27 protein-coding genes are annotated in these 25,442 nt (G+C 69.1%); 9 read left to right on the top strand and 18 right to left on the bottom strand.

The features are described from left to right. Positions 1 to 34 precede the first annotated feature (34 nt). The 6 genes from BM133_RS17730 to BM133_RS17705 form a co-directional block, all read right to left on the bottom strand. Positions 35 to 1,099, bottom strand: a complete 1,065-nt coding sequence (locus BM133_RS17730; protein WP_093436321.1) for a zinc ribbon domain-containing protein — start codon at positions 1,097 to 1,099, stop codon at positions 35 to 37. Positions 1,100 to 1,124: 25 nt separating this feature from the next. Then, complete coding sequence (locus tag BM133_RS17725) at positions 1,125 to 1,928, bottom strand: DUF2145 domain-containing protein (RefSeq protein WP_093436320.1); 804 nt, start codon at positions 1,926 to 1,928, stop codon at positions 1,125 to 1,127. Continuing rightward, a complete protein-coding gene (locus BM133_RS17720) occupies positions 1,925 to 2,383 on the bottom strand; it encodes a hypothetical protein (RefSeq protein ID WP_143100148.1) in 459 nt (152 codons plus the stop codon). Before BM133_RS17720 ends, BM133_RS17725 begins: the two co-directional genes overlap by 4 nt. Positions 2,384 to 2,427: 44 nt before the next feature. Beyond that, positions 2,428 to 2,934, bottom strand: a complete 507-nt coding sequence (locus BM133_RS17715) for a YiaA/YiaB family inner membrane protein (protein WP_093436315.1) — start codon at positions 2,932 to 2,934, stop codon at positions 2,428 to 2,430. Between the two features lie 117 nt (positions 2,935 to 3,051). Next, positions 3,052 to 5,007 (bottom strand): MFS transporter, encoded by a 1,956-nt coding sequence (locus BM133_RS17710; protein ID WP_093436313.1) that lies wholly within the window; start codon positions 5,005 to 5,007, stop codon positions 3,052 to 3,054. A 139-nt stretch (positions 5,008 to 5,146) separates the two neighbouring features. Next, positions 5,147 to 6,004: a hypothetical protein gene (locus BM133_RS17705; protein WP_093436311.1), complete on the bottom strand. Its 858-nt coding sequence runs from the start codon at positions 6,002 to 6,004 to the stop codon at positions 5,147 to 5,149. Positions 6,005 to 6,143: 139 nt separating this feature from the next. On the opposite strand from BM133_RS17705, the gene BM133_RS17700 reads away from it, so the two are divergent. Then, a complete protein-coding gene (locus BM133_RS17700) occupies positions 6,144 to 6,878 on the top strand; it encodes a helix-turn-helix domain-containing protein (RefSeq protein WP_093436309.1) in 735 nt (244 codons plus the stop codon). 4 nt (positions 6,879 to 6,882) lie between these two features. Here the strand turns inward: BM133_RS17700 and pyrF are convergent, their stop codons facing one another. Genes pyrF through BM133_RS17675 form a run of 5 tightly spaced genes read right to left on the bottom strand, consistent with a single transcriptional unit; the run spans position 6,883 to position 10,635 of the window. Then, on the bottom strand, positions 6,883 to 7,707 hold the full coding sequence (gene pyrF, locus BM133_RS17695; protein WP_093436307.1) for an orotidine-5'-phosphate decarboxylase: 825 nt from the start codon (positions 7,705 to 7,707) through the stop codon (positions 6,883 to 6,885). A gap of 27 nt (positions 7,708 to 7,734) precedes the next feature. Next, the gene (locus BM133_RS17690) at positions 7,735 to 8,538 is read right to left on the bottom strand and encodes a uracil-DNA glycosylase (protein ID WP_093436304.1); all 804 of its coding nucleotides are present in this window, start codon (positions 8,536 to 8,538) and stop codon (positions 7,735 to 7,737) included. Further along, the gene (rimI, locus tag BM133_RS17685; protein WP_093436301.1) at positions 8,538 to 9,080 is read right to left on the bottom strand and encodes a ribosomal protein S18-alanine N-acetyltransferase; all 543 of its coding nucleotides are present in this window, start codon (positions 9,078 to 9,080) and stop codon (positions 8,538 to 8,540) included. Before rimI ends, BM133_RS17690 begins: the two co-directional genes overlap by 1 nt. Further along, the gene (tsaB, locus tag BM133_RS17680; protein ID WP_093436298.1) at positions 9,077 to 9,814 is read right to left on the bottom strand and encodes a tRNA (adenosine(37)-N6)-threonylcarbamoyltransferase complex dimerization subunit type 1 TsaB; all 738 of its coding nucleotides are present in this window, start codon (positions 9,812 to 9,814) and stop codon (positions 9,077 to 9,079) included. Before tsaB ends, rimI begins: the two co-directional genes overlap by 4 nt. Before the next feature lie 47 nt (positions 9,815 to 9,861). Next, positions 9,862 to 10,635: a DeoR/GlpR family DNA-binding transcription regulator gene (locus BM133_RS17675; RefSeq protein ID WP_093436296.1), complete on the bottom strand. Its 774-nt coding sequence runs from the start codon at positions 10,633 to 10,635 to the stop codon at positions 9,862 to 9,864. An 80-nt stretch (positions 10,636 to 10,715) separates the two neighbouring features. On the opposite strand from BM133_RS17675, the gene BM133_RS17670 reads away from it, so the two are divergent. Then, positions 10,716 to 11,303 carry an NUDIX hydrolase gene (locus BM133_RS17670; protein ID WP_093436293.1) on the top strand — a complete coding sequence of 196 codons (588 nt, stop codon included), beginning with the start codon at positions 10,716 to 10,718 and terminating at the stop codon, positions 11,301 to 11,303. Positions 11,304 to 11,314: 11 nt separating this feature from the next. Here the strand turns inward: BM133_RS17670 and BM133_RS17665 are convergent, their stop codons facing one another. Genes BM133_RS17665 through BM133_RS17640 form a run of 6 tightly spaced genes read right to left on the bottom strand, consistent with a single transcriptional unit; the run spans position 11,315 to position 17,337 of the window. Next, positions 11,315 to 12,592, bottom strand: a complete 1,278-nt coding sequence (locus BM133_RS17665) for a TRAP transporter large permease subunit (RefSeq protein WP_093436291.1) — start codon at positions 12,590 to 12,592, stop codon at positions 11,315 to 11,317. 22 nt (positions 12,593 to 12,614) lie between these two features. After that, positions 12,615 to 13,118 carry a TRAP transporter small permease gene (locus BM133_RS17660; protein WP_093436288.1) on the bottom strand — a complete coding sequence of 168 codons (504 nt, stop codon included), beginning with the start codon at positions 13,116 to 13,118 and terminating at the stop codon, positions 12,615 to 12,617. 30 nt (positions 13,119 to 13,148) lie between these two features. Further along, positions 13,149 to 14,090, bottom strand: coding sequence for an amidohydrolase family protein (locus BM133_RS17655; RefSeq protein WP_093436286.1), 942 nt, complete (start codon positions 14,088 to 14,090; stop codon positions 13,149 to 13,151). 18 nt (positions 14,091 to 14,108) lie between these two features. Continuing rightward, positions 14,109 to 15,110, bottom strand: a complete 1,002-nt coding sequence (locus BM133_RS17650; protein ID WP_093436283.1) for a TRAP transporter substrate-binding protein — start codon at positions 15,108 to 15,110, stop codon at positions 14,109 to 14,111. Between the two features lie 52 nt (positions 15,111 to 15,162). Next, positions 15,163 to 16,137: a Bug family tripartite tricarboxylate transporter substrate binding protein gene (locus tag BM133_RS17645; protein ID WP_093436282.1), complete on the bottom strand. Its 975-nt coding sequence runs from the start codon at positions 16,135 to 16,137 to the stop codon at positions 15,163 to 15,165. A 60-nt stretch (positions 16,138 to 16,197) separates the two neighbouring features. Further along, a complete protein-coding gene (locus tag BM133_RS17640; RefSeq protein ID WP_093436279.1) occupies positions 16,198 to 17,337 on the bottom strand; it encodes an iron-containing alcohol dehydrogenase in 1,140 nt (379 codons plus the stop codon). 268 nt (positions 17,338 to 17,605) lie between these two features. Between BM133_RS17640 and BM133_RS17635 the strand changes: the two genes are divergently transcribed. Genes BM133_RS17635 through BM133_RS17620 form a run of 4 tightly spaced genes read left to right on the top strand, consistent with a single transcriptional unit; the run spans position 17,606 to position 21,674 of the window. Continuing rightward, a complete protein-coding gene (locus BM133_RS17635) occupies positions 17,606 to 18,385 on the top strand; it encodes an enoyl-CoA hydratase-related protein (protein WP_093436277.1) in 780 nt (259 codons plus the stop codon). A gap of 39 nt (positions 18,386 to 18,424) precedes the next feature. Then, positions 18,425 to 19,657 (top strand): CaiB/BaiF CoA transferase family protein, encoded by a 1,233-nt coding sequence (locus tag BM133_RS17630; RefSeq protein WP_093436274.1) that lies wholly within the window; start codon positions 18,425 to 18,427, stop codon positions 19,655 to 19,657. A gap of 53 nt (positions 19,658 to 19,710) precedes the next feature. Continuing rightward, positions 19,711 to 20,724, top strand: a complete 1,014-nt coding sequence (locus BM133_RS17625) for a Bug family tripartite tricarboxylate transporter substrate binding protein (RefSeq protein WP_093436273.1) — start codon at positions 19,711 to 19,713, stop codon at positions 20,722 to 20,724. 17 nt (positions 20,725 to 20,741) lie between these two features. Continuing rightward, positions 20,742 to 21,674, top strand: coding sequence for an amidohydrolase family protein (locus tag BM133_RS17620; protein WP_093436270.1), 933 nt, complete (start codon positions 20,742 to 20,744; stop codon positions 21,672 to 21,674). Positions 21,675 to 21,693: 19 nt separating this feature from the next. Here BM133_RS17620 and BM133_RS17615 read toward each other — a convergent pair whose 3' ends face one another. Further along, on the bottom strand, positions 21,694 to 22,617 hold the full coding sequence (locus tag BM133_RS17615; RefSeq protein WP_093436267.1) for a transcriptional regulator GcvA: 924 nt from the start codon (positions 22,615 to 22,617) through the stop codon (positions 21,694 to 21,696). 214 nt (positions 22,618 to 22,831) lie between these two features. On the opposite strand from BM133_RS17615, the gene BM133_RS17610 reads away from it, so the two are divergent. From BM133_RS17610 to dacB, 3 genes are all read left to right on the top strand, one after another. Further along, positions 22,832 to 23,254: a thioesterase family protein gene (locus BM133_RS17610; RefSeq protein ID WP_093436264.1), complete on the top strand. Its 423-nt coding sequence runs from the start codon at positions 22,832 to 22,834 to the stop codon at positions 23,252 to 23,254. 159 nt (positions 23,255 to 23,413) lie between these two features. Then, positions 23,414 to 23,944: a PPC domain-containing DNA-binding protein gene (locus tag BM133_RS17605; RefSeq protein WP_093436262.1), complete on the top strand. Its 531-nt coding sequence runs from the start codon at positions 23,414 to 23,416 to the stop codon at positions 23,942 to 23,944. Between the two features lie 49 nt (positions 23,945 to 23,993). Beyond that, complete coding sequence (gene dacB, locus BM133_RS17600; protein ID WP_093436259.1) at positions 23,994 to 25,418, top strand: D-alanyl-D-alanine carboxypeptidase/D-alanyl-D-alanine endopeptidase; 1,425 nt, start codon at positions 23,994 to 23,996, stop codon at positions 25,416 to 25,418. Positions 25,419 to 25,442 lie beyond the last annotated feature (24 nt).

Genomic DNA, 25,442 nt, shown 5'->3' with positions numbered 1-25,442 from the left:
TTGCGTTGGAAAGATGCAGCGCCCCCGCGCGCCCTCAGGCCGGCGCTGTGCCGCCACCGGGCCCCGCATGGGCCGAGGTGCCGCAGGCATGGCAGAACTTGGAGAACGCGCTCTTGCGCGCCTCACAGACACCGCAGTGGTCGAACAGGCCGATGCCGCAGTGCGGGCAGAAATCGATCTCGCCGTTCTTCAGGTCCACCGGCCGCTCGCAGCCGGGGCACACGCCCTTGCCCAGCCGCGCGAGCGCGACGTCGTAGCTCAACTCTTCGCGGCGCACCTGGTCGGGCTGCTGCTCGGCGAGCTTCTGGCGCGCAAGGTACGCGTTGAGCGCGACGATCGCGTAGCGCCCCACCAGCACCGTGAGCACGATGCCCACCACGTAGCGCACATAGCCGCCGTAGCTCGGCAGGTACGGCACCAGCTCCACGAAGAACGCGAACAGCGCAAAGAAGATGAAGCCCCACACGAACGGCCAGTAGGTGCTCTTGCGCTTCTTCGCGAACAGCCAGCCGGCCACGATCAAAAGCGGCAACGTGAGCGCCAGGCGGTAGGCGAACACGCGCAGCTCGACGCGGCGGTACTCGGCATCGAGCTTCACCTGCGCGGCGCGCTCCAGTTCCGCGAGCGTCGTGCGGGCGCGCTGCTCGGCCTGGCGCGCGTCGAGCATGATCTTCTGCTGCGCGTTGACCTGGCGCTGAACGGCGTTTTCCTTCTGCTTGAACGCATCGAGCGCCTTGGTGCGCGCGATCAGCTCGGTGTCCTGGTCGGGCTGCGCGGTGGCGCGGCGGGTGGCGATCCAGTTGCCGAAGGTCTCGCGCGCATTGGCGCTGGCCTGCTGCGCGGCGGTGAGCTGCAGGCGGATCTGGTCCAGGTCGCGCGCGGCCTGCTCCTCGGTGGCCTCCGACGCCTTGATGGTGCCCCGCAGCGGCTCGGCCGCGCGCAGGTCGATGAAGTCGTCGATCCCGCGCACGCGCTCGACCTGCGGCAGGTCGCCGACGACCGTGCTGCCCAGCCCGATCAGGAAGCTCGCGAACACCAGCGCCACGAGCCAGAGGCCGCGGCGGAACCATTTTTCGGACAGGCGCAATGACTTGCTCATTCGATGCTTTCTTCTGGATTTGTAGTTACTGCAGCTTGAACGCCACCGGCGCCTCACCCAGCCCCGCGCGCGGCATCCACGCGAAGACCGAGTCGACCGTCACCGTCTCGATGCGGTCCGAGAACCGCTTCTCGTTCGGATGGTCGTCGAAGGCGATGTTGGCCGAGCCCACGCGGCCGCCCAGGCGCGTGAGCGGGCCCAGCTTCAACGTGGTCGGCTCGTAGCCCTTGAACTGCATCCACGCCTGCGCCTGCGCGCGGCTGTGGATGGTGGCCGGCTCCATGGCCGCGGCCAGCGTCTCGATGGCCCACTGGTTCGACTGCTGGTACTTCTGCCCCCAGGCGTAGCTCACGATGCTGTAGGGCGCCACGTTCAGCCGCACGATGCGGGACGGCGACTCGTTGAGCGCGGCCAGCAACTGCGCCTGCACCTGCGGCGTGGGCACGACCCAGGCGGCCTCGTAGCGCCACAGGTCGTCCAGGAAGAATTCGCCGAGTCCCTGGCGGTAGACCGCGGCCACCGCGGTGCCGCACTGGTTCAGCTTGTGCACCACGCGCCACGGGCCTTCGTCGGTCTTGTAGGCGATGCCCAGGTGCGAATAGCGCAGGCCGTACTTGCTCAGGTCCTGGCCGGCGCGCGCCAGCAACACGACGCGCGCGCCGCTCGCGTCGAGCTGCTGCGAGGTGCGCTCGGCGAGTTGCATTCCCCGGACGATGAGCCCCGGGCTCGGCTTGACCTGCTCGCAGGAGCGCCCCGCCTGCGCTTGCAGCGGCAGCACCACCGCGAGCGCAAGGAGCAGGGACGCAAGCACCCCGAGCGCGCGCTTCATGACAGCCTCTCGTTGTGCAGCAGCGCGCGGCCGATGGCGTTCGGAACGAAAGCCAGCACCTCGCCCGCGGCCGACAGCACGACGCCGCTGCCGATCACGCTGACCACGACAGCCGTGCCCACAGAGGCGGAGACGCCGTTGGCCGCGCGCCCCATCACCTTGACGCTGGCGCGCGCGCCGTCCGACGCGCGTTCCAGCACATAGACGGTGCCGTCGGCCGACGCCTCGATGGCGACCACGGCGAGCGTCGAGCCGCCCACCGACAGCGCCGCGGGCACCGCGACCACCGCCGTGGCGGAAGCGCCGACGACGGACGCCGCGCCGATCACCGAGGCGACCGGCAACATCGAGAGTGCGATCGAGGCATCGCTCTGGGCCTGTGCGTGAAGAGGAACCGCGACACCCGCGAACGCGGTGCAGACGGCGAGAGCGAGCGTGGCAATCGACTTTTTCATGACGTTCTTTCGTTGGTTGACGGTGGTTGGAAAAACGGCGGCGTTCATTCGGCCGAGACGGAAGCGGCGGCTTCCTGGCGGGCGGCGCGGCGGCCTTGCAGGCGGGCGTCGATCAGGTCGGCTTCATGGCGGTCGCGCAGCGTCTTGGCCAACGTGAAGGCCGAGCTGATGAGAAACAGCCAGCTCACGCCCAGGAAGGCCTTGTAGGCGTCGTTGATCTCCATGCGGACCAGGCCCCAGCCCGTGAGGCCCATGGCGGTGAAGAAGCTGCCCCACACCACGAGGCGCCACATCGGCACGTCGCGGCTGGCACTGTTGCTGCTCGCTTCTGCCTGCTGGCTGTCACGGATGAACTTGGCCAGCATGAAGGCGGTGCTCAGGCAGAACACATAGCCCATCACCATGAACGCCCGGTCCAGCGCCTCGCCCGGCAGCCAGCTCAAGCCGGTGGCGCAGAGGAAGACGGCGATCGCGAAAGAAGCCCAGACCTGGAACTGCCAGGCCCGCGTGTCGCGCTGGATCGAAACGGTGGTGGATGAGAAGGGTTGCATGAGTGCCTCGCGGCGTTGTGAAGGTGGGCGAATGATGGTTCGCCACCGCACCGCGGGACTCGAATGCTTCGACCAGTTGCGGTTTGAGCCGCTACCGGTATCTCACAAGGATACTTTTCAGGCCGCCAGCAACCCGCTCACGCGCTGCTGCAGCGCCTCGGGCTGCACCTCGGGCGGCGGCACGGCGTGGCCGACGTTCAGGCCCACGCGGCTGTAGAAGCCGCGGCGGAAAGGCTTGGCCATGGCGACCTGCTGGCCGCCGCGCAGCTCGATGCGGCTGAAGTACGAGCCCCAGAGGTTGGTCAGCGCCATCGGGATCACCGGCGGCTCGATGCCTTCGGCGCGCGCGCTCTCCACGATCTTCATCACGCCGCCCTTGAAGGGCTGCAGCGCGCCGTCGCGGGTGATGGCGCCCTCGGGGAAGATCGCGAGCAGGTCGCCCTCGCGCAGCACGGCCAGCGCCTTGGCGAAGGCCGCTTCGTAGGCCGCCGGGTCTTCCTTTTGCGGCGCGATGGGAATCGCCTTGGCCAGCTTGAACAGCCAGCCGAGCACCGGCACCTTGAAGATGCGGTGGTCCATGATGAAGCGGATGGGCCGCGGGCTCGCCGCCATCAGCAGCACCGCGTCGATGAAGCTCACGTGGTTGCACACCAGCACGGCCGCGCCCTCGGTGGGGATGTGCTCGTCGCCCTTGATGTCGAAGCGGTAGACGAAACGCGACAGCACCCAGGCCACGAAGCGCAGCAGATACTCGGGCACCAGCATGAAGATGTAGAACGCCACCACCGCGTTGGCGATGCCGGTGAACAGGAAGATCTGCGGAATCGTGAAGCCCGCGCCCAGCAGCGCGCCCGCGATGACCGAACTGCCGATCATGAACAGCGCATTGAGGATGTTGTTCGCCGCGATGATCCGCGCCCGGTGCGTGGGCTGGCTGCGCAGCTGGATCAGCGCGTACATCGGCACGCTGTACAGGCCCGCGAACAGCGACAGCAGCCCCAGGTCGGCCATCACGCGCCAGTGCGCGGCCTGGTGCACGAAGGCGCCCAGGCCCATCTCGGCCACCTGGGGCAGCGCGCGCGAGGCAAAGTACAGGTCGATCGCGAACACGCTCATGCCGATGGCGCCCAGCGGCACGAGGCCGATTTCCACCTGCCGGCGGCTGAGCGTCTCGCACAGGAGCGAGCCGACGCCGATGCCGATGGAGAACACCACCAGCAGCAGCGAGGCCACCTGCTCGTCGCCATGCAGCACTTCCTTGGCGAAGCTGGGGAACTGGCTGAGGAACACGGCGCCGAAGAACCACATCCACGAAATGCCCAAGAGCGACCGGAACACCACCACGTTGCCGTGCGCGAGCTTCAGGTTGCGCCAGGTTTCGCTGAAGGGGTTCCAGTTGATCACCAGCCCCGGGTCGGTGGCCGGCGCCTGCGGAATGGCCTGCGCCACGCCGCGCCCGACCAGCGCGAGCAGCACGCAGGCCACGGCCACGCTCGTGTGGCCGATCTGCGGCACCGCCACCAGGAGGCCGCCCGCCACCTGGCCCAGCAGGATGGCGACGAAGGTGCCCATCTCGACCATGCCGTTGCCGCCGGTGAGTTCGCGCGAATCGAGCACCTGCGGCAGGTAGGCGAACTTGACCGGCCCGAACAGCGTGGAGTGCAGCCCCATGAGGAACACGCAGCCCAGCAGCACCACCGCATTGGCGGTGACGAAGCCCCAGGCCGCGATCAGCATGATCGCGATCTCCAGGTTCTTGACGAAGCGGATCATCTTCGTCTTGTCGAACTTGTCGGTGAGCTGCCCGGCCGTGGCCGAGAACAGCAGGAAGGGCAGGATGAACAGCGCCCCGATCGCCAGTCCCGCCATGGCCGGCGGCATCCAGCTGAGTTGCAGCTGGTAGGTCACCATGACGGTGAAGGCGAACTTGAAGAGGTTGTCGTTCGCCGCGCCCGCGAACTGCGTCCAGAAGAAAGGCGCGAAGCGCCGCTGCTTGAGCAAGGCGAACTGGTTGGCGTGGGCGTTCGCTTCGTGAAGCGCCACGGGGGTGGCGGCAGCGGCGGGGGTTGTCATTCGAAGCAATCTCCTCTTGGTTTTCTACTGCACCTTCGGGAAACACCGCGGAACCGGCTTTGCCGGGCCGCTGGTGGTGCCCCCTCCAGGGGGTTGGCACAGCGACACGCAGTGCGCCAAGCCTGGGGGTGGTTCCATTTCACGCCGTCAGGGCGGCTGCGTCGGGATTGTGCCGCAGCAGCCTGGCTTCCCAGCCCTTCTCCAGCGTGCGCAGCGCCAAGAGCACCGGCAGCCCCGCCAGCGCCGCCGTCAGGTGCTTGAGCGTGTGGCCCGAGACCAGGTGCTGCGTCGCCTCGTAGATCTGGCGGTCGCCCAGCTCGAAGCCCTTGGCCAGTGCGTAGAAGAAGATCACCCAGCCCAGCTTGAGCCCCACTGCCCCGCGCATCGGCGCGGCCAGCGCCAGGGTGAGCACCAGCGCCATGCCGCCGAACTGCACCAGCGCCCAGGGCAAGACGTTGCCGGATTCCTGGGACACCTCGGCCGCCAGCAGGCCCGCCGTCAGGATGAACCACGCCGCCGGCCAGCCGGCGCGCTGGCTCACCCGCTCGCACACCGCGATGCCGATCAGCCCCGCGAAGGCCACCGCCATGCCGGCGCGGTCCGCGGCGAGCCGGGGGGCGTCGGGCATCAGGTGATAGAAGGCCGAGCCGGCGGCGGTGGCGATGAGGCCGGCGAAGAAGAGCCAGGCGCAGTCCAGCGTGTTGTCCGGCGGATCGTTGGCGGGCGGGGCGAGCGGGAACTCGGACAGCGCCTCCTGGTGCGAGCGGTCGATCCGGTTCAGGCGGTACAGCCCGAGGAAGCCGATCACCACGAAAGGCAGGTTGCTCAGCACGTCCATCGCGTTCGGCAGGCCGTGCCAGCCCCGGTCGTCGGCAAAGACCGCGGCGAACGCCACCTCGGCGGCCGGCAGCGCCGGGCCGAAGAAGGCGATCAGCGTGAGCAGCGCGAAGGTGAAGAACAGTGCGCGTTCACGGCGGCTGAAAGTGGGCAGGAGCATGGCGGACCTCGGTTGGGTGGGTAACGAGCCGCGGAATTTAGTTGCCAGTCGCTCTGCAGGCATCGAGAATCGATACGAGGCACTAATTCACACCCTACGGTATCCTTTTCTAATACCCACCCAGCGCCCCGCACCCTTCATGAGCACCACCGTCGACCTCGTACTCGCCCTCAAGAACGAACTCAAAAGCGCCCGCATGACCTACGCCGACCTGGCCCGGTCGCTCGACATGGCTGAATCCAGCGTCAAGCGGATGCTGGCCAAGAGCGACATGCCCCTGTCGCGCGTGGACGCCATCTGCCGCGCCCTGAAGATCGATTTCGCCGAACTCGCCCGCCGCGTGGCCGACGCCCAGCCGCTGCTCAAGGAGCTCACGCACGAGCAGGAGAAAGCGGTGGTCAAGGACAAGAAGCTGCTGCTGGTGGCCATCAGCGTGCTGAGCCAGTGGACGCTGGAGCAGATCGTCGCGGCCTACCGGATCAGCGAGGCCGAGTGCATCGGTTGCCTCGCGCAGCTGGACCGCATCGGCATCATCGAGCTGCGCCCGCTCAACCGGTACCGCCTGAAGCTGGCCAAGACCTTCCGCTGGCGGCCGCACGGCCCGGTGATGGAGTTCTTCCGCGAGAACGTGGTGCTGGACTACTACCGCGGCGGCTTCGACGGCCCGGCCGAGGGCCTGCTGCTGGTGCACGGCTCGATCAGCCGCTCGCTGGCGCCGGCTTTTCTGGAGCGCCTGCAGCGCGTGGCGCAAGACTTTGCGCAGCAGCACCAGACCGACCAGAAGCTGTCGGCCAACGACCGCGAGGGCTACACGCTGCTGCTGGGAATGCGCAATTGGGAGTTCGAGCTCTTCACCCGCCTCCGGAGAGCCTGACGGCTCAGGGCTTGGCGGCTTCCAGGGCGTCGCGGGTCGCGCGGGCCGCGTTCTTGGCCGCATCGGCGAAGTCTTCGCCCGACGAGGCATAGATGATCGCCCGCGACGAGTTCACGATGATCGGCGCGTCGGCGCGCCAGCCGGCGCGCACGGTGGCGACCGCATCGCCGCCCTGGGCGCCGACGCCCGGAATCAGCAGCGGCACCGTCGGCGCGAGTGCGCGCACCCGCTCGATTTCCGCCGGGTAGGTCGCGCCCACCACCAGGCCGAGTTGGCCGTTGAGGTTCCACGGCCCCTGCGCCAGCTTGGCAACGTGCTCGTAGAGAAAGGGCTGGCCCTCGATGTCTGCCAGGCGCTGCCCCTGCAGGTCGGCGCCGCCCGGGTTGCTGGTGCGGCACAGCAGGAAGGCGCCCTTGCCTTCGTGCTTGAGGTAGGGCGCCACGGAGTCGAAACCCATGAAGGGCGAGAGCGTCACCGCGTCGGCGCCGTAGCGCTCGAAGGCCTCGATGGCGTACTGCTCGGCGGTCGAGCCGATGTCGCCGCGCTTGGCGTCCAGGATCACGGGCACGTGGGGCGCATTGCGGCGCATGTGCTCCATGAGTTTCTCGAGCTGGGCTTCGGCGCGGTGCGCGGCGAAGTAGGCGATCTGCGGCTTGAAGGCGATGACCAGGTCGGCCGTCGCGTCGACGATGCGCGCGCAGAAGTCGTAGATGCTGGCGGCGTCGTCCTTGTATCCCCCGGGGAACCTGGCCGGCTCGGGATCGAGCCCCACGCAGAGCAACGAACCGTTTTTTTGCTGTGCGGCGGCCAGCTTGTCGAGAAAAGTCATGGGGCCTGATTTTAAGGACCCCATTCGTCAGTCCTGGCTCGACGGCGTTTGCTGTTCCGCCGCGAGGCAGAGATCGGCCCAGGCGCGCGCCTTGTCGGCGGGGTTTCGCAGCAGGTACGCGGGGTGGTAGGTCGCCACCACCGGCACCCCGTTGGCCGATGCCAGCGGCACCGCGCGGCCGCGCAGCTTGCCCAGCGGATCGCCGCTCTGCATCAGGCTTTGCGCGGCCAGCGGGCCCATCGCCAGCACGACGCCGGGCGCGAGCGCCGCAGCATGTTCCCCGAAGGCTTCAGCCATCTGGCGCGGGCTGCCGGGCTGGCCGGCGGCCACGCCGCGGTGCGTGCGCATGAGGTGAACCGGCGTCCTGCCGTCGTGCAGCTTCAGGGCGCGCAGCATGTTGTCGAGCAGCCGGCCGGCGTCGCCCGAGAACGGCTCGCCGTGGCGGCCGTCGGCCTCGGGGGGCATGTCGGCCACGACGAGCCAGCCGCCTTGCGCGGAGGCCGGGGCTTCGGCCGCGTCGGCATAGAGGCGGCAGGGCGCTTCGACGAACACTTCGGCGCCGTGCATGGCGGGCGTTGGCGTCGCGACCGGGCGCGCGACCGGTGCGGGTGCCGCCGCGGGCCTTGCAGCAGGCGCCGGCGCAGCGACCGGCGCTTGCGGCACATGCCGTTCGGCGACCGGCTCCGGCGCCACGTCGACCGCGTCCTCCACCACGGGCGCGGCCTCGACCACTTCGGTCACCTCAGGCACCGGCCACCAGACCTTCACGCCCATCTCGTCGAGCATCGCGCGCTGGCGCGCATCCAGCTTCAATGTCTGCACCGCACTCATTACTTCAGGGCTCCCCAGGCGGAGCCTGTTTCGTTCAAACGCAAACTCATCACGACCGCGTCTTCGCGCTTGCCCTCGAACGCCGGGTAGTAGCCCTTGCGCACGCCGACGCTGCGAAAGCCCTGGCGCGCATAGATCTCCAGTGCGCGCCGGTTGCTCTCGCGCACCTCCAGCCAGAGCCACTGCGCGCCCTCGGCGCGCGACCAGCCGGAGAGCGCCTCCAGCATCAGCGGCGCCCAGCCCTGGCGCTGGAAAGCCGGCGCCACGGTGATGTTGAGCAGATGCACCTCGTCCACGCCCTTCATGGCGACGAAATAGCCGATGAGCGTTTCGCCCAGGCCCGTGACCGGCGAGGTCACGCCCTTCGCCAGCCCGGGCGCCAGCAGGCACTGGCAGTGGTAGCCGACGGCCATCGAATCGGTGAAGTTCGCGCGCGTCCAGGGGTGCGTGTAGGCCGTCAGCTCGACCGCGCAGACGGCGTCGATCCGCTCGACGGTGAGCGGCTCGAGGCGGGCTTCGACGGACTGGAGGACGGCGCTCATGCGGTGGTGGGTGGCGTAACGGCTGCTGCGGCAGCGGCCGCCTTGATGGCGGCGCGCTCCTCGGTGGTTTGCGCCACTTTATCGCGAACATAGAGCGGCCAGGCCTCGGCCGCCGGAACGGTTCGCCCGGCCGCGAGCAGCGCGGGGGCCAGCCGCAGCATCGCGGTGGCGGTGGGCAGCACCTCGTGGCGGGCGGCGGCGGACGCCAGGCGCGGGCCGTAGGCGGCGAAGGCATTGCCGGCGATCGACCAGCCGGGGGGCACCTCGAGCGCCTCGGGCGAGAGCAGCAGCGGCTCGCTGTCACCGCCGCCGCCGCCGAGCGGGCCGGCGGCATCGAAGTCGCAGCGGGCGGCGTAGAGCTGGTCCATGCGCGCATCGAGCACGGCAACGACCTGCCGGGCGCCGAAGGCGTGGCGCGCCTCCTCGGCCACGGCCAGCAGCGTGTCGACCGGCAGCAGCGGCACGTTGGCGCCGAAGGCCAGGCCCTGCGCCACCGAGCAGGCGGTGCGCAGGCCCGTGAACGAGCCCGGGCCGCGGCCGAAGACGATCGCATCGAGATCGGCCAGCTTCAATCCCGCATCGGCCAGCAGCTGCTGGATCAGCGGCAGCAGCGTGGTCGAGGCCTGCGCGCCGCCCGCGCCGCTGTGCGCGAACAGCCGCTCGCCGTTCTGCACCGCCACGGACAGGTGCTCGGTGCTGGTGTCGAAGGCGAGGAGGCGGGACGCGAGAGGCATTCCCCGATTATCGAGGGCGCCCCGGGGCCGCGCCCGTCCAAGGCAAATCAGCCTGCACCCGGGTCGTCGCTGCGCAGGATCGCGAGGCCCGCCTTGCGCAGCGGCGCCAGCGCCTTGGGCGGAGCGTCGGGCGATACCAGCAGGCTCGTCGCCGCGGTGACCGGGTTGATCACCCAGGCCGACGCCACGCCCAGTTTTTCGGACGAGGCCAGCACCACCGTCTCGGCCGCGGCGGCCATCAGCGCGCGCTTGATCTCGGCCTCCTCGATGTCGCCGGTGGTCAGCCCCGCCTGGGCATGCACGCCCGCGACGCCCATGAAATAGGTGTCCGCATGGACCCGCGCGATGGCGCCCATGGCCGCGGCACCGACCGCCACCAGCGAATGCTTGAACAGGCGCCCGCCGATCAGCACCACCTCCAGCTGCGTGTGCGAAACCAGCTCGATCGCCACCGAGGGGCTGTGCGTCACCACCGTCGCCTGCAGGTTCTTCGGCAGGTGGCGCGCGAGCTGCACGGCCGTGGTGCCGCCATCGATGAAGACCACCTGCCCCGGCTTCACCAAACGCGCGGCGGCGCGGCCGATGGCCACTTTCTCCTCGGGCGCGAGCTGCTGGCGGCTCGCGAAATCGGTGTCGGCCGGCGCAATGGGCAACGCGCCGCCGTGCACGCGCTGCAACAGGCCTTCGGCCGCCAGCTCGCGCAGGTCGCGGCGGATGGTGTCTTCGGAGAGCGCCAGTTCTTCGCTGAGCGACTTGGCGACGACGTTGCCGTCGCGCTGCAGGACCGAGAGGATGTGTTGCTTGCGCTGGCGGGTGAGCATCGGTCGATGGTATCGGGCCTGCACGATTTCTGCACGAATTTTCTTGTTATTGCACGAAACTGAATTTATGCTCGCCGCCCATGACCCTCCAAGACCGCGTCCGGGTGCACGAAGTCACCCTTCTTTCCGACAACTGGTACGTGCTTCGGACCACCCGCTTCGAGTGGCTGCGCAACGACGGCCAGTGGCAGCGCATGGACCGCGAGACCTACGACCGCGGCAATGGCGCCACGCTCCTGCCCTACAACCTCGCGCAGCGCACGGTGCTGCTGACGCGGCAGTTCCGCTACCCGGCCTTCGTCAACGGGCACGACGACCTGCTGATCGAGGCGGCCGCGGGCCTGCTCGACAACGCGGCGCCCGAGGAGCGCATCCGCGCCGAGGTCGAGGAAGAACTGGGCTACCGGCTGGGCACCGTGCAGAAGATCTTCGAGAGCTTCATGAGCCCCGGCTCGGTGACCGAGAAGCTGCACTTCTTCGTCGCGCCCTACGAGCCCGCGATGCGCATCGGCAGCGGCGGCGGGCTGGCCGAGGAGGGCGAGGACATCGAGGTGCTGGAACTGGGCATCGACGAGGCGCTCGCGATGGTGGCCGAAGGCCGCATCGTCGATGCCAAGACGGTGATGCTGCTGTATCACGCGAAGCTGCACGTCTTCGCGCCAACGTAGCCGAACGCCCTTCAGCGCAGCCAGCCCGCGGGCACCAGGATCAACTGCGGAAACAGCACGAAGAGAAACATCAACGCCGTCAGCGACAGCAGGAACGGCCACACGCCCTGGATCACGCTGTCCAGGCTCACGCGCGCCGTGCCGGCCACGACGTTGAGCACGGTTCCCACCGGCGGCGTCAGGAGGCCGATGGCGTTGTTCATGATGAACATCACGCCGAAGTACACCGGGTCGATGCCCGCCTTGGTGATCACCGGCATCAGGATGGGCGTCATGATCAGCACCGTGGGCATCAGGTCCAGCGCGGTGCCCACGACGATCACCAGCACCATGATCACGAACATCAGGAGGATCTTGTTGTCGACAAAGGGCTCCAGCAGCTCGGTCACCTGCGCCGGGATGTTGGCGATGGTGATGAGCCAGGCCGACACCAGCGCGCAGGCCACCAGGAACAGCACCGTGCTCGATGTCTTGGCGGCGCTCAGCACCAGTTCGGGCATGCGCCTGAACTGCAGCTCGCCGTAGACGAAGCGGCCGACCACGAAGGCGTAGACCACCGCCACCACCGCGGCCTCGGTCGGCGTGAACACGCCGAACTTCATGCCGCCGATGATCACGACCGGCAGCACCAGCGCCCAGATGCCGTCGAGCAGGCAGCGCCCCAGCTCGCGAATGTCGAAGCGGCGCACCTCCACGTTCTTCTCCTTCTTCGCGCACAGCCACCAGGTGGCCGTGAGCGTCAGCGCCATCATGACCCCGGGGAACAGGCCCGCCAGGAACAGCTTGGTGATCGACACCTGCGCGACCACGCCGAACACCACGATGGCGATCGACGGCGGAATCACCGGCGCGATGATGCCGCCCGCGGCAATGAGCCCCGCCGCGCGCGGCACGTTGTAGCCCGCGTTGCGCATCATCGGGATCAAGAGCGCCGCGACCGCCGCGGTGTCGGCCACCGCCGAGCCCGAGATGCTCGCGACCACCGTGGCCGCGATGATGGCCACGTACCCGAGGCCGCCCCGCACATGGCCCACCATCGCATCGGCCACCTTCACGATGCGCGACGACAGGCCGCCCGCGTTCATCAGCTCGCCGGCGAGCATGAAGAAAGGCACCGCCATCAGCGGATAGTTGTTGACGCCCTCGAGCATGTTCTGCGCGAGGATCTGCGTGTCGAAGCTGCCCAGGTGCACCATCAGCGCCACGCCGCACACGAGCAGCGCGAACGCGATGGGCATGCCGAAGGCCATGGCCCCCAGCAGCGAGGTGATGAAGACGAAGATGGTCATGGGGGATGTCTCGCGGCCTCGTTCATTCGCCCGCGCTGGCGGTGTCGTTCACCAGCTCTTCGCGCGTCATGCGCCCCGTCGCGAGGCGCCAGAGCGAGCCCGCCAATATCAGCGCCATGCCCGCGCTGCTCACCAGGAGGCACGCGTACACGAGGCCGATCGGCACGCCGGTCACCGGCGCGCGGTCGTCCATGCCGATGGCCACCAGCTTCCAGCTGCCGTGCACGAGCATCAGGCAGCACGCGAGCGCGCCCAGGTCGGCCACGCCGCGGCACACGCGCTGGCCGCGCTCGCCCAGGCGCGCGACGATGGTGGACATGCCCAGGTGCGCGTTGTCCTTCATCACCAGCAGCGCGCCGATCAGCGTGAGCCACATGAAGACGAAGCGTGAGGCTTCCTCGGAAAAGACGATGCCCGAGTTGAAGGCGTAGCGCAGCACGACGTTGCCGAACACGAGCGCAACCATGACGGCCATCATCGCGATCATCAGCAGGTTGGCGCCGCGCTCGAAGAGGCGGGAAAGCATGGGGGGATGTCTCCGGTTGTCGTTGTTTTTTCAGCGGCCGCGAAGGCCGATGGCTTCTGCCGGATCGATGCGGTAGAAGCGCATCGCGTTGCCGCGCCAGACCGCGTCGCGCGCGTCGTCATCGAGGGCTTCGAGGCCTTCGGCCACGGTGCGCACCACCTCGGCCATCGGCGCGCGCAGCCCCGACACCGGCAGGTTGCTCGCGAACATGCAGCGCCCGGCACCGAAGATTTCGACCGTCTCGCGGACCACGCGCACCGTGCTGGCGGCGTCCCATGGCGCATCGGGCAGGCCGAACTCCGAGAGCTTCACGTGGACCTCGGGCAGCGCCGCCAGCGCGGTCATGCCGCGCCGCCAGATCGCCAGGCCCGCCTCGCTGCGGTCCCACGGCAGGCCGGCGTGTTCGACCGCCACCCGCAAGCCCGGAAAACGCGCGATGGCCTCGGCCGCTTCCTCCAGGTGCCAGTACGGCACACGCACGTCCCACAGCAGGTCGTGGTCGCGCAAGAGGCCGAGGCCGGCGAGCCAGCGTTCGTCCTGCAGCGTGCCCGGTTCGCCGCGAACGCTGTGGCCGGGTGCGCGCGCGATGCGCGGCTTGCAGCGCACGCCGCGCACCAGCGGCCACTCCTTGTGCTGGTGCATCTGCGCATCGGCATCGGGCGCGAGGAACTCGACGTTCGCGATCACCGCGTTCGGAAAGCCGTGCGCCGCATGCACGGCGTGCAGCCAGCGCGTCTCGGCCAGCGACTCGGCGCGCGAGCGCTCGGCCTCGACGTGCACGGTCGCCACCACCGGCAGGTCTTCGACGGCCGTGCGGTAGTCGTCCACGCCGAAGTCGCGCCGCAGCACAGCGTAGTCGCCGAGAAAGAACGCATCGGCGTCGTAGCCCTCCTGCAGCCACGGGAAGTGGCCCTCGGACAGGTGCCAGAGATGATGGTGCGCGTCGACGACGGCGCGGGGCAGCGTGCTCATGAAGTTCTGCGCCTCGCGTCAGGGTTGCGCATCCATCGCCTTGAGCACCGCATCGCCGTTCTTCTCGATGTAGAGCTTGCGGGTCTCGTCGCGCACCACATTGCGGATGCTCGCGACGTCGGGGGTCTCGTTGATCTGCATGCCCTTGGCGCGCAGCTGGGCGATGGCTTCCTTCTCGCCGTCGTTGTTCAGCTTGCGCTGGAAGTTCGCGGCGCTCGCGGCCTCCTCCAGCACGATCTTCTGGAACTCGGGCTTGAGCGCATCGAAGCGGGCCTTGTTCATGATCACCACCAGCGGCGTGTAGGCGTGGCGCGTGAGCGAGAGGTACTTCTGCACCTCGTACATCTTGGAGGAGAGCATCAGCGTGGGCGGGTTCTCCTGCCCGTCGACCGCGCCCGATTCGAGCGCGCCGAACACTTCGGCAAACGGCATCGGCTGCGGGTTGGCGCCCAGCAGCTGGAAGGCCTTCAGGTGCGACGGATTCGGCGTGGTGCGGATCTTCAGGCCCTTGATGTCGCCCGCGTTGTTGATCGGCCGCTTGTTGTTGCCCAGGCTTCGAAAGCCGATCTCCCAGAAGGCCAGTCCCTTGATCTGGTGCGCCGCGAGTTCGTCGAGCAGCGAGCGGCCCACCGGGCCGTCGAGCGTGCGGTAGGCCTGCTGCGCATCAGCGAACTGATAGGGCAGGTCGAGCGCGTTGAGCCGCGGCGCCAGGCCCGTGACGAACGGGTTGCCGGTCGCGCCGATGTCGATGGTGCCGCTGCGCACGCCGGTCACCAGCGTCACGTCGTTGCCCAGCTGGCTGTTGGCGAAGACCTGGATCTCCACGCCGCCCTGCGTGCGCTCCTTCACCCGTTTGGCGAATTCGAGCGCGGCCTTGTGCTGCGAATCGGTCTCGGGCACGGTGTGGCTGAAGCGCAGCTTCACGGGCGATTGCGCAGCGGCGGTGCCTGCTGCACCTGCAGCAAAGGCCATCGTCGCCGCCAGCAGCACCGATGAAAGCGCCTTGAGGTTCTTGTTCATGTCTCTTGTCTCCTGTCGTTGAAATCCGCGGGCACACACACTCTCTCTCGGCTCAGACCGTGACCTTGGCTTCCTTCACCACCTGCGCCCACTTGTCCTTCTCGGTGGAAATGAACGCCGTGAACTTCGCGGCCGTGCCGCCGCCGTCCTCCGCGCCGTAGCTCGCGAGCTTGGCGGCCACGTCGGGCATCGCGAGCACATGGTTGAAGTCGTCGTTCATGCGCTGCACCATGTCGGGCTGCATCTGCGCCGGCCCGACCAGGCCATACCAGGTGCTCGCGTCGAAACCCGGGTAGCCCAGTTCGGCGACCGTCGGCACCTGCGGGTGCGCCGGGGAGCGCTGCAGGCGCGTCTGCGCAATCGCCACCAGCTTGCCGCTGGCCACGTGCGGCGTGGCCGAGGTCATGGTCTCGAAGCTGTAGTCGATCTGCCCGCCGATCAGGTCGGTGAGCATCGGCCCCGAGCCGCGGTAGGGCACGTGCAGCGCATCGACCTTCGCGCGCAGCTTGAAGAGCTCGATCGCCATGTGCTGCGAGGCACCGGTGCCCGACGAGCCGAAGGTCACCGTGCCGGGCTTCGCGCGGCACAGCGCCACCAGGTCCTTCACCGTGCGCGCCGGCTGGCTCGGGTTGCAGATCAGCAGGTTGGGCGTGACGCCCACCAGCACCAGCGGCGTGAAGTCGCGCTCGACCACGTAGCCCAGCGTGGGGTAGAGCGCCGGCGCAATCGCATGGTTGCTGATGTTGGTCATCAGCAGCACGGTGCCGTTGGCCGGCTGCTTGGCGACGTACTCCGCCGCGATCACCCCGCCCGCGCCGGCCTTGTTCTCGACCGTGACCGGCACGCCCCATGCAACGGCGAGCTTCTGCGCCATCACGCGCGCCATCACGTCGGTGCCGCCGCCGGGCGGGAAGCCCACGACGATGCGCACCGGCGCGGTGGGCAGCGGCGATGCCGCGGCGAAAGAGGGAACGGCCGCCGCGGCGGTTGCCGCGAGGCCCGAAGCGATGAAGTGGCGTCTTTGCATGGTGCGTTTGTCTCCGTCTTTTTTGGGAATGAATCCGTTGGCCACGTGCCGGCCCGCGCCCTACATCGACGCGGCCAGCATCGCCTCGTAGTCGGTGGGGCTCGCCTCGCGCGGGTTGGTCTTGTGGCAGTGGTCCTTGAGCGCGCCTTCGATCACGCGCGGAAAGATCGCGGGCGAAACGTCCAGCGCCGCGAGCCCGGTCGGCAGGCCGAGCCGCTGGCTCATGGCGTGGACCGCGGGCGCCACGTCGTCGGCGCCGGCCAGGCCCATGGCCTGCGCCATGCGCGCGAGCCGCTCGTCCTTCTGCATCGAGGGCGCCTCTGCGTTGAAGCGGATCACCGCGGGCAGCAGGATGGCGTTGAGCGTGCCGTGGTGCAGTCGCGGCACCAGCCCGCCCATCGCATGGCTCAGGCTGTGCACGCAGCCCAGGCCCTTCTGGAACGCGAGCGCGCCCTGCATCGAGGCGCTCATCATGTTCAGCCGCGCCTCGCGGTCGCCGGGCGTGGCGGTCGCGCGCTCGATGTGGCGCCACGCGCGGCGCAGGCCATCGAGCGCGATGCCGTCGGCCGGCGGATTGAAGGCGGGCGCCATGAAGGTCTCCATGCAGTGCGCGATCGCATCCATGCCGGTGGCCGCGGTCAGCATCGGCGGCAGGCCGAGCGTGAGCTCCGGGTCGCACAGCGCGACGCGCGGCACGAGGTACGGCGACAGCACGCCGACCTTGCGGCCGTCGTCCAGGATCAGCACCGCGCCGCGGCCGACCTCGCTGCCGGTGCCGGCAGTGGTGGGCACCGCGATGACCGGCGCGGTCGCGGCGGTGATGCGTGCGGCGCCGCCTTCGATAGCGGCGAATGACTTGAGCGGCCCCTCGTGCGTGGCGCACACCGCCACGCCCTTGGCCAGGTCGATGGCCGAGCCGCCGCCGACCGCGACGATGCCGTCGCAATCGTGCGCCGCGTACATCGCCACGGCGGCGCGCATCGCGGCCTCGGTGGGGTTGGACGGCGTGCCGTCGAACACCACGAACGCCCGGCCCGCGCCGAGGTGCGCGGTGACGCGGTCGAGCACGCCGGCGGCGCGCACGCCGGCGTCGGTCACGACCAGCGGGCGGCGGATGCCGATGTGATCGCACTCCTGCGCGAGCAGTTGCACCGCGCCGAAGTCGATCTGGATCTGGGTGATGTAGTTGATGAGGGCCATGCGGTGTCCGGTTCGCTGTGTTCGAGGTACTCGAGGGTTCGTTGTGGGGCGCGAGTCTAGGAACGGGGCGGTGGCGCGGCAACGTGGAATTACTTGAAGTGCGGCCGAGAAAATTTCACAAGGCCGGGCCCCTGTCATGACGCGAGTTTTTCTTGAACGCTGCCCCAGTTTTTTTCGTTTGGCCGCGGCCTGCGCGCTCCCTAGACTTCGCCGCATTCGCAACCCGGCCTCCTTGCCGCAGGCCCCCCAACGAAAGAGACACGCCCGCATGACTTCCCTGATCCAGGTCGAGCGCGACGACCGCATTGCCACCGTCGTCCTCAACAAGCCCGACAAGATGAACGCCATGGACAAGTCCATGTGGCAGGGCCTGGCGGACGCGTTCGCCGAGCTCTCGGCCGACGACGAACTGCGCTGCGTGGTGCTGCGCGGGGCCGGCGGCAAGGCCTTCTCGGCCGGCGCCGACATCGAGGAGTTCCGCACCAGCCGCGCCAACGCGGCGCAGGCCGCGGCCTACGGCGAGATCACGCACCGCGCGATGCACGCCATTGCACACAGCAAGCACCCCACGGTCGCGGTGATCGAGGGCGCGTGCGTGGGCGGCGGGCTGGAGATCGCCTCGGTGTGCGACATGCGCATCTGCGGCACCGCCAGCCGCTTCGGCGTGCCGGTCAACAAGCTGGGCCTGGTGATGTCCTTCGGCGAACTGGGCGGCCTGGTGAGCCTGGTCGGCAGCGCGACCGCGCTGGAGATCGTGCTCGAAGGCCGCGTCTTCGACGCCAGGGAAGCGTTCGAGAAACGGCTGGTCAACCGCGTGGTGGAAGACGCCGAGGTGCTGGAGCAGGGCTACGCCGCGGCGCGGCGCATCGCCGCGGGCGCGCCGCTGGTGGCGCGCTGGCACAAGCAGTTCGTGCGCCGCCTGGCCGAGCCCGCGCCGCTGACCGATGCCGAGAACGCCGAGGCCTACGCCTGCTTCGATACCGAGGACTTCCAGATCGGCTTCCAGGCCTTCCTGGCCAAGACCCGGCCGGTGTTCACCGGCCGCTGAGCCGTTCGTTCGCTCCACACAACCCCACGGAGTTCCCGCGTGCCCCTTCCCCTTCCTCTCTCCCGCATCAAGGTCCTGGACGTCAGCCAGATCATGGCCGGTCCCTTCTGCTGCATGCTGCTCGGCGACATGGGGGCGGACGTGATCAAGGTCGAGACGCCCGGCATCGGCGACCAGACGCGCCGCTCCATGGGCTTTCGCCTCAAGGGCGCCGACAGCGGCGGGTTCCTGGCGCTCAACCGCAACAAGCGCAGCGTGGAGATCGACCTGAAGAACCCGGCCGGCCTCGAAGCCTTCTACGCGCTGGTGAAAGACGCCGACGTGCTGGTGGAGAACAACCGCCCCGGCGTGGCCGCGCGGCTGAAGATCGACTACCCGACGCTGCGCAAGCTCAACCCGCGCCTGGTGTACGCGAGCATCTCGGGCTTCGGCCAGACCGGCCCCTGGGCCAGGCGCCCGGGCCTGGACCTGATCGCGCAGGCCATGACCGGCGTGATGAGCGTGATGGGCCACGCGGGCGATGCGCCGGTGAAGTCGGCGATTCCGCTGGCCGACCTGGGCGCGGGCCTGTTCGCGGCCTACGGCATCCTGAGCGCGGTGATCGGGCGCGGCATCACGGGCGAAGGCCAGTTCGTGGACGCCTCGCTGTTCGAGACGGCGATGAGCCTGTCGGTGTGGGAGTCGGCCGAGTACTGGGGCACGGGCGAGGTGCCGGTGCCCATCGGCAGCGCCAACCGCATGAGCGCGCCCTACCAGGCGGTGCGCGCGTCGGACCGCCACTTCGTGATCGGCGCGGCCAACCCGAAGCTGTGGAATGCGCTGTGCACGGTGATCGGCCGCGACGACCTCACCAAGGACGCGCGCTTCACCGACAACGTGCTGCGCATCCGCAACCGGGGGGTGCTGATCGAGGAACTGGAGCGCGAGTTCGCGCGCCGCACCGCCAGCGAATGGGTCGACGCGCTCCTCGCCGCGGGCGTGCCGGCCGCGCCGATCCTCGACTACGCCGAGGCGCTGGCCAGCGAGCAGGCGGTGGCGCGCGAGATGGTGCTGAAGATCCATCACCCGGTCGAAGGCGAAACCCGCGCGCTCGGATTTCCGGTCAAGCTCGGTGGCACGCCGCAGCAGGTGCGGCATCCCGCGCCGCTGCTGGGGCAGCACACCGACCAGGTGCTGGGGGAAATCGGCATGACGCCAGCGGCCATCGCAGCCTTGCGCCAGAGTGGCGCCTTCGGGGCCGTGACGGCCGAAGCGAGCGCGGCGGCAGACTGAAGACGCGCCAGCCGGACAGCACACAAGAACATGCGACGGAGACAAGACAACCAATGAACACTGCATCGACAGACCCTGCGCGCCGCCGGCTGCTGCGCGCCATTCCTTCGGCCCTGCCCTTTGCGCTCGGTCTGCCCCTCGCAGCGCTCACCGGCGCCGCGTGCGCCCAGGGCGGCACCTATCCGAACAAGCCGATCGAACTGGTCGTGCCCTGGCAGGCCGGCGGCGGCGCCGACGTGGTGGGGCGCTCTTTCGGCGCGGCCGTCGCCAAGTACCTGCCGCAGCCCCTCGTGGTCATCAACAAACCCGGCGCGAGCGGCGTGCTGGGCCTGGGCGACGTGGTGAACGCCAAGCCCGACGGCTACCGCATCGTGCTGTCGTCCACCGAACTGACCTTCCTGAACCACCTGGGCCTTGCAAAGTTCTCGTACAAGGACCTGCGCCCCATCGCACGGCTGAACGCCGATCCGGCCGCGGTGGTGGTGCGCGCCGACGCGCCCTACGCCACGCTGGAGCAGTTCGTCGAGGCCGCGCGCAAGGCCGACGCGAACATCCGCGTGGGCAACGCCGGCCACGGCTCCACGTGGCACATGGCGGCCGCGGCGCTCGCCGAGAAGACCGGCGCGAAGTTCAACCACATTCCCTATGCCGGCGGCGCGCCCGCGGTGCTAGCGCTGCTGGGCGGGCACATCGACGCGGTGACGGTGAGCACGGCCGAGGTGTCCAGCTACGTGGCGGCCGGCAAGCTCAAGGCGCTCGCGGTGATGGCCGACCGGCGCGTGGCCGATGGCTTCGAGAAAATCCCGACGTTGAAGGAGCGCGGCATCGACCTGTCGATCGGCATCTGGCGCGGTCTCTCCGCGCCGCGCGGCACGCCCGACGACGTGATCGCCGTGCTGAAGGCGGCGACGGCCAGGGCGGTGAAGGAGCCGGTGTGGCTGGACGCCCTCAACAAGCTGCACTTCAGCACCGACACCTACGCCGACGACGTGGCGCTCGAAGCGGTGATGGCGCGCGAGAGCGATTTCTTCAAGGCGCTCGCGGGCAAGATCAACCTGACGGGCTGAACGCCGAAAATCCGGCGATGAATTCGATGGACAGTGTCTTCACGTTCGACGAACCCTTCGTCGACGCGCACCAGCACTTCTGGAATCTCGCCCTGCACCCCTACCCCTGGCTGCAGGACGAGACCGTGCCGAACTTCCGCTACGGCGACTATTCGGCGCTGCGCCGCAACTACCTGCCCGCCGACCTCGCGCGCGACACGCGCGGCCACGCGCCGGCGCTGACGGTGCACATCGAGGCCGAATGGGAGCGTAGCGACCCGGTGGCCGAGACGCGCTGGCTCACGGCACTGGCCCTGGCCGCTACCGAAGGTTGGCCTTCGGCGATCGTCGCGCACGCGGCGCTGGACCGCGACGACGCGCCCGAGGTCCTCGCCGCGCAGGCCGGCTTCGCGCTGGTGCGCGGCATCCGCCACAAGCCGGTGACGGCCACGTCGTCGGCAACGGCCCGGCGAGGCCTCGCGGGTTCGATGGACGACGCGCGCTGGCGCCGCGGCTATGCGCTGCTGCAGGCGCACGGGCTGTCGTTCGATCTGCAGGCGCCGTGGTGGAACCTCGACCAGGCCGCGGATCTCGCCCGCGACTTTCCGCGAACGCTGCTCGTGCTGAACCACACCGGCCTTCCATCCGACCGCAGCGACGAAGGGCTCGCGGGCTGGCGCCACGCGCTCGAAGGCCTGGCCGCGCAGCCAAATACAGCGATCAAGATTTCCGGGCTGGGCCAGTCCGGCCTGCCGTGGACCGAGCAAGCGAACGTGCCGCTCGTCCGCGATGCGGTCGCGATCTTCGGTGCCGGGCGCTGCATGTTCGCGAGCAACTTCCCGGTCGACAGCCTGGTGGCGGACTACGCGACGATCTTGCGCGGCTTCCTGGCCGCGATTGCCGATCGCCCCGCGCCGCAGCGCCGGCAACTGCTGCACGACAACGCCGTGCGCTTCTACCGGCTGGGCTGAAGCGCGCGCCTTCGCGAACTCAGGCCGGCGCGGCGCCCGCGTCGCGCTCGATCTCCTCGTGCACCCAGGCCACGAAGGCCGCGATGCGCGGGTCGGCGCGCCGGTCCTGCGGGTACACCATGAAGTAGGAAAACTCCACCGGCAGCGCGAGCTCGAAGGGCCGCACGAGCAGGCCGTCGGCCAGGTCCTTGAGGACCCAGTTTTTCTTCGCCAGCGCAACGCCGAGTCCGTCGATGGCGGCGTTGATGACCAGGTGGCTGGGCCAGAACGAGGGGCCGCGCGTCGCGTCCACGTCGGTCACGCCCGCGCGGTCCAGCCACACGCCCCAGTCGGGGTTGCTCACGTCGCTGTAGGTGCTGTGGTCGTGCAGCAGCACGTGGTGCCTGAGGTCGGCCGGCGTCTTCAGCGGATGCGGGCCCTGCATCAATGCGGGGCTGCACACCGGGAACATCTCCACCGGCAGGCACAGCTCCGAATGCAGGCCGGGGTAGATGCCGCGCCCGTAGCGCACGGCCATGTCGAAGTCCTCGCGGGTGAAGTCGACCATGTGCTTGGAGGTGGAGATCTCCAGGTCGATGTCCGGGTGCGCCTGCATGAAGCGGCGCATGCGCGGAATGAGCCACTTCACCGCGAAGGTGGGCGGCAGGTTGATCTTGAGCGAGGGCGTGCCCTGCGACTGGCGCAAGCGCTGCGTGGCGTAGATGACCTGCTTGAAGGCCTCCTGGATGCCGGGGAGGTACGCCTTGCCCGCCGCGGTGAGCGTGAGCGACTTGGTGTCGCGCACGAACAGCGCGATGCCCAGGTTCTCTTCGAGCGTCTTGATCTGGTGGCTCACGGCCGAGGGCGTCACGAAGAGCTCGTCGGCTGCGCGCGTGAAGCTCAGGTGCCGCGCCGCGACCTCGAAGGCCCGCAGCGGATTGAGCGGAGGGATGGGACGCGACATGGTCTGGCGGTTCTTTCGGGAGCGAATGAAAAGCGGGCAGGGGGCGGGCAGGGAGTGGACTGGAAGGCGCGACGGCGCTTCAATATTTTCTCGGCAATCGTTCGAGAAAAACTCGTTTGCCGCAGTGCGCCGACGTTCCTAGACTGCCTCGCAGAACGACACGCAACCAGTCGGGACAACGTCAATTGACGCGCCGGCTCCATCGGAACATCGCATGAAAAAAGAACTGCACCCCGGCGCCACGCTGCAACGCGTGCTCGCGGTGGACCGCGCGCGCACGGTCGACTTCCTGGGCGAGGACCTGCGCATCTACGCGACTCCCGAGCTGGTGCGCGACGTGGAGCAAGCCTGCCTGGATTTCCTGCTCGCTCACGCGGACGAAGGCGAGTCTTCCGTCGGCACGGCCATCGCGCTCAAGCACGTCGGCGCGACGCTGCTCGGGCAGACGGTGCGCATCGATGCACGCGTGCGCGCAGTCGAAGGGCGCGGCGTGGACTTCGATTTCAGCGTGCACGAAGGCGACGAGGAAGTTGCCAGCGGCACGCACAGCCGTTTCATCGTGAACGTGGCGCGCCTGCGCGCCAAGGTGCATGCGAAGGTGCAAGCGGGCCGCGTGCAGGCGGCGCCCGCGCACTAGGCATCCACCGCCTCTCCAACTGCCCGCGGCTGCGCGGGCCACCCCGTGTCGAACATCGGCGCGCCGGGATCGATTCCCGGTGCGCGGGCGTTCGCCTTCCGCGGCGCGAGCCGCAACCGTGCATCCGCTGAGATTTTCATCACAACGAAACGACAAACCATGTTCATCAAGACCATCGCATCCACCCTGTTCGCCCTGGCCACGGCCTGCGCGGCGCTTGCCGCCAGCGGCTCGGCCATGGCGCAGGACCTGACCGGCAAGGTCACGCGCACACCCACCGGCTACCTCATGGTGCTGCGCAACGGCGACGACGTCATCGCGCACATCGAGAGGCTCGCGGTGGTCGAGCAGATTCCGAGCGCCACCATCGTGGGCATCGGCTTCATGCGCGAGGCGACCTTCGGCTTCTACGACTTCGCAAAAAAGGTCTTCAACCCGAAGACCTTCAAGGACGTGGAGCTCGCCAACCTCACCGGCTCCATCGCCTGGAAGGAGGGCAAGCCCTCGATCCATGCGCACGGCATCGTGACGGACGGCACCTTCATCGGCGCGGGCGGGCATCTGCTGGGGCTCACGGTGGGCACGGGCTCGTGCGAGATCACGGTGATCCTGCATCCGCAGCGGCTGGAGCGCTTCGTCGATCCGGCCATCGGCGCGAACGTGCTGGGGCTGCATCCGGGCGCGCGATGACCGGGGGGCTGTTTCGGGCGCGGTCCGTTCGCGCCGGGATAATCGCCGGATGCCTTTCGCCACCCGCCTGATCCCGTCACTCTTTATCTGCCTCGCCGCGCTGGCCTCGGCCAGCGCCTTCGCCCAGCAGGCCCTTCCCACCGAAGTCGAAGCCGCCTTGGCGCGCGCCAAGGTGTCGCGCGACACGGTGACGATGCTGGTGGCCGATGCCGACGGCATCCGCCCGGCGCGCCTGGCCTGGCGCTCGCAGGTGCCGGTGAACCCGGCCTCGATGATGAAGCTGGTCACCACCTACGCGGCGCTCGACCTGCTCGGCCCGGCCTACAGCTGGAGCACGCCGGTGTACGTCGAGGGCACGGTGAGCAACGGCGTGCTCAACGGCAACCTCTACATCAAGGGCCAGGGCGATCCGAAGCTGGTGCTCGAGCGCGTGTGGCTGATGCTGCGCCACGTGCAGGGCCTGGGCATCACCACGGTGAGCGGCGATATCGTGGTCGACCGCAGCGCCTTCGAGAACACGGTGGAGAACGACCCGAGCGCCTTCGACGGCGAGCCGCTGCGGCCCTACAACGCATCGCCCGATGCGCTGCTGATCAACTTCAAGTCGGTCAACATGACCTTCGCGCCCGACCGCGCCGCACAGATCGCGCGCGTGAGCTACGAGCCGCCGCTCGCAAGCGTGGCGATGCCGGCCACCGTGCCGCTTTCGCCCGGCGAATGCGGCGACTGGCGCACGGCGCTCAAGACCGATTTCAGCGACGTCAACCGCATCCGCTTCAACGGCGGCTTTCCGGCCGCCTGCGGCGAGAAGAGCTGGGCCGTGGCGTATGGGGATCCGCGCACCTACAGCCTGCGCGCGCTGGGCGGCATGTGGGCCGAGATGGGCGGGCGCGTGGGTGGCCAGATGCGCGAGGGCCGCGTGCCCGCGGGCCTGAAGCCGGCCTTCGAGTTCGAATCGCCGCCGCTGGCCGAGGTGGTCCGCGACATCAACAAGTACAGCAACAACGTGATGGCGCAGCAGGTGTTCCTCACCATCGGCGTCACGCAGAAGAACCGCGGCAACTTCGAGGCCTCGCGCAGCGCGCTGGGCCAGTGGTGGCGCGAGCGCATCGGCACCGGCGAGGCGCAGCCGGTGTTCGAGAACGGCTCGGGCCGCTCGCGCGACGAGCGCATCAGCGCCGCCGCGCTGGGCAAGATGCTGCAGGTGGCGTGGCGCTCGCCGGTGATGCCGGAGCTGATGTCGTCGCTGCCCGCCTCGGGCGTGGATGGCACGCTCAAGAAGCGCGCGCTGCGCTCGGGCGGTGCCGCGCACCTGAAGACCGGCACGCTGCGCGATGCCTCGGGCGTGGCCGGCTACGTGCACGGCGCGAGCGGCCGGCGCTATGTGCTGGTGGCCATCGCCAACGGCGAGAACGCGGGCGCCACGCGCGCCGCGTTCGACGCGCTGGTCGACTGGGCCGCGCAGGACAACTGACCACCAACGGCTGCATCAGCCAGG

Origin of the sequence: Variovorax sp. 770b2, assembly GCF_900115685.1 — a bacterium.
Taxonomy (GTDB): domain Bacteria; phylum Pseudomonadota; class Gammaproteobacteria; order Burkholderiales; family Burkholderiaceae_C; genus Variovorax.
The sequence above is the reverse complement of the archived record's forward strand: the minus strand, read 5'-3'. Positions and strand labels throughout refer to the sequence as shown.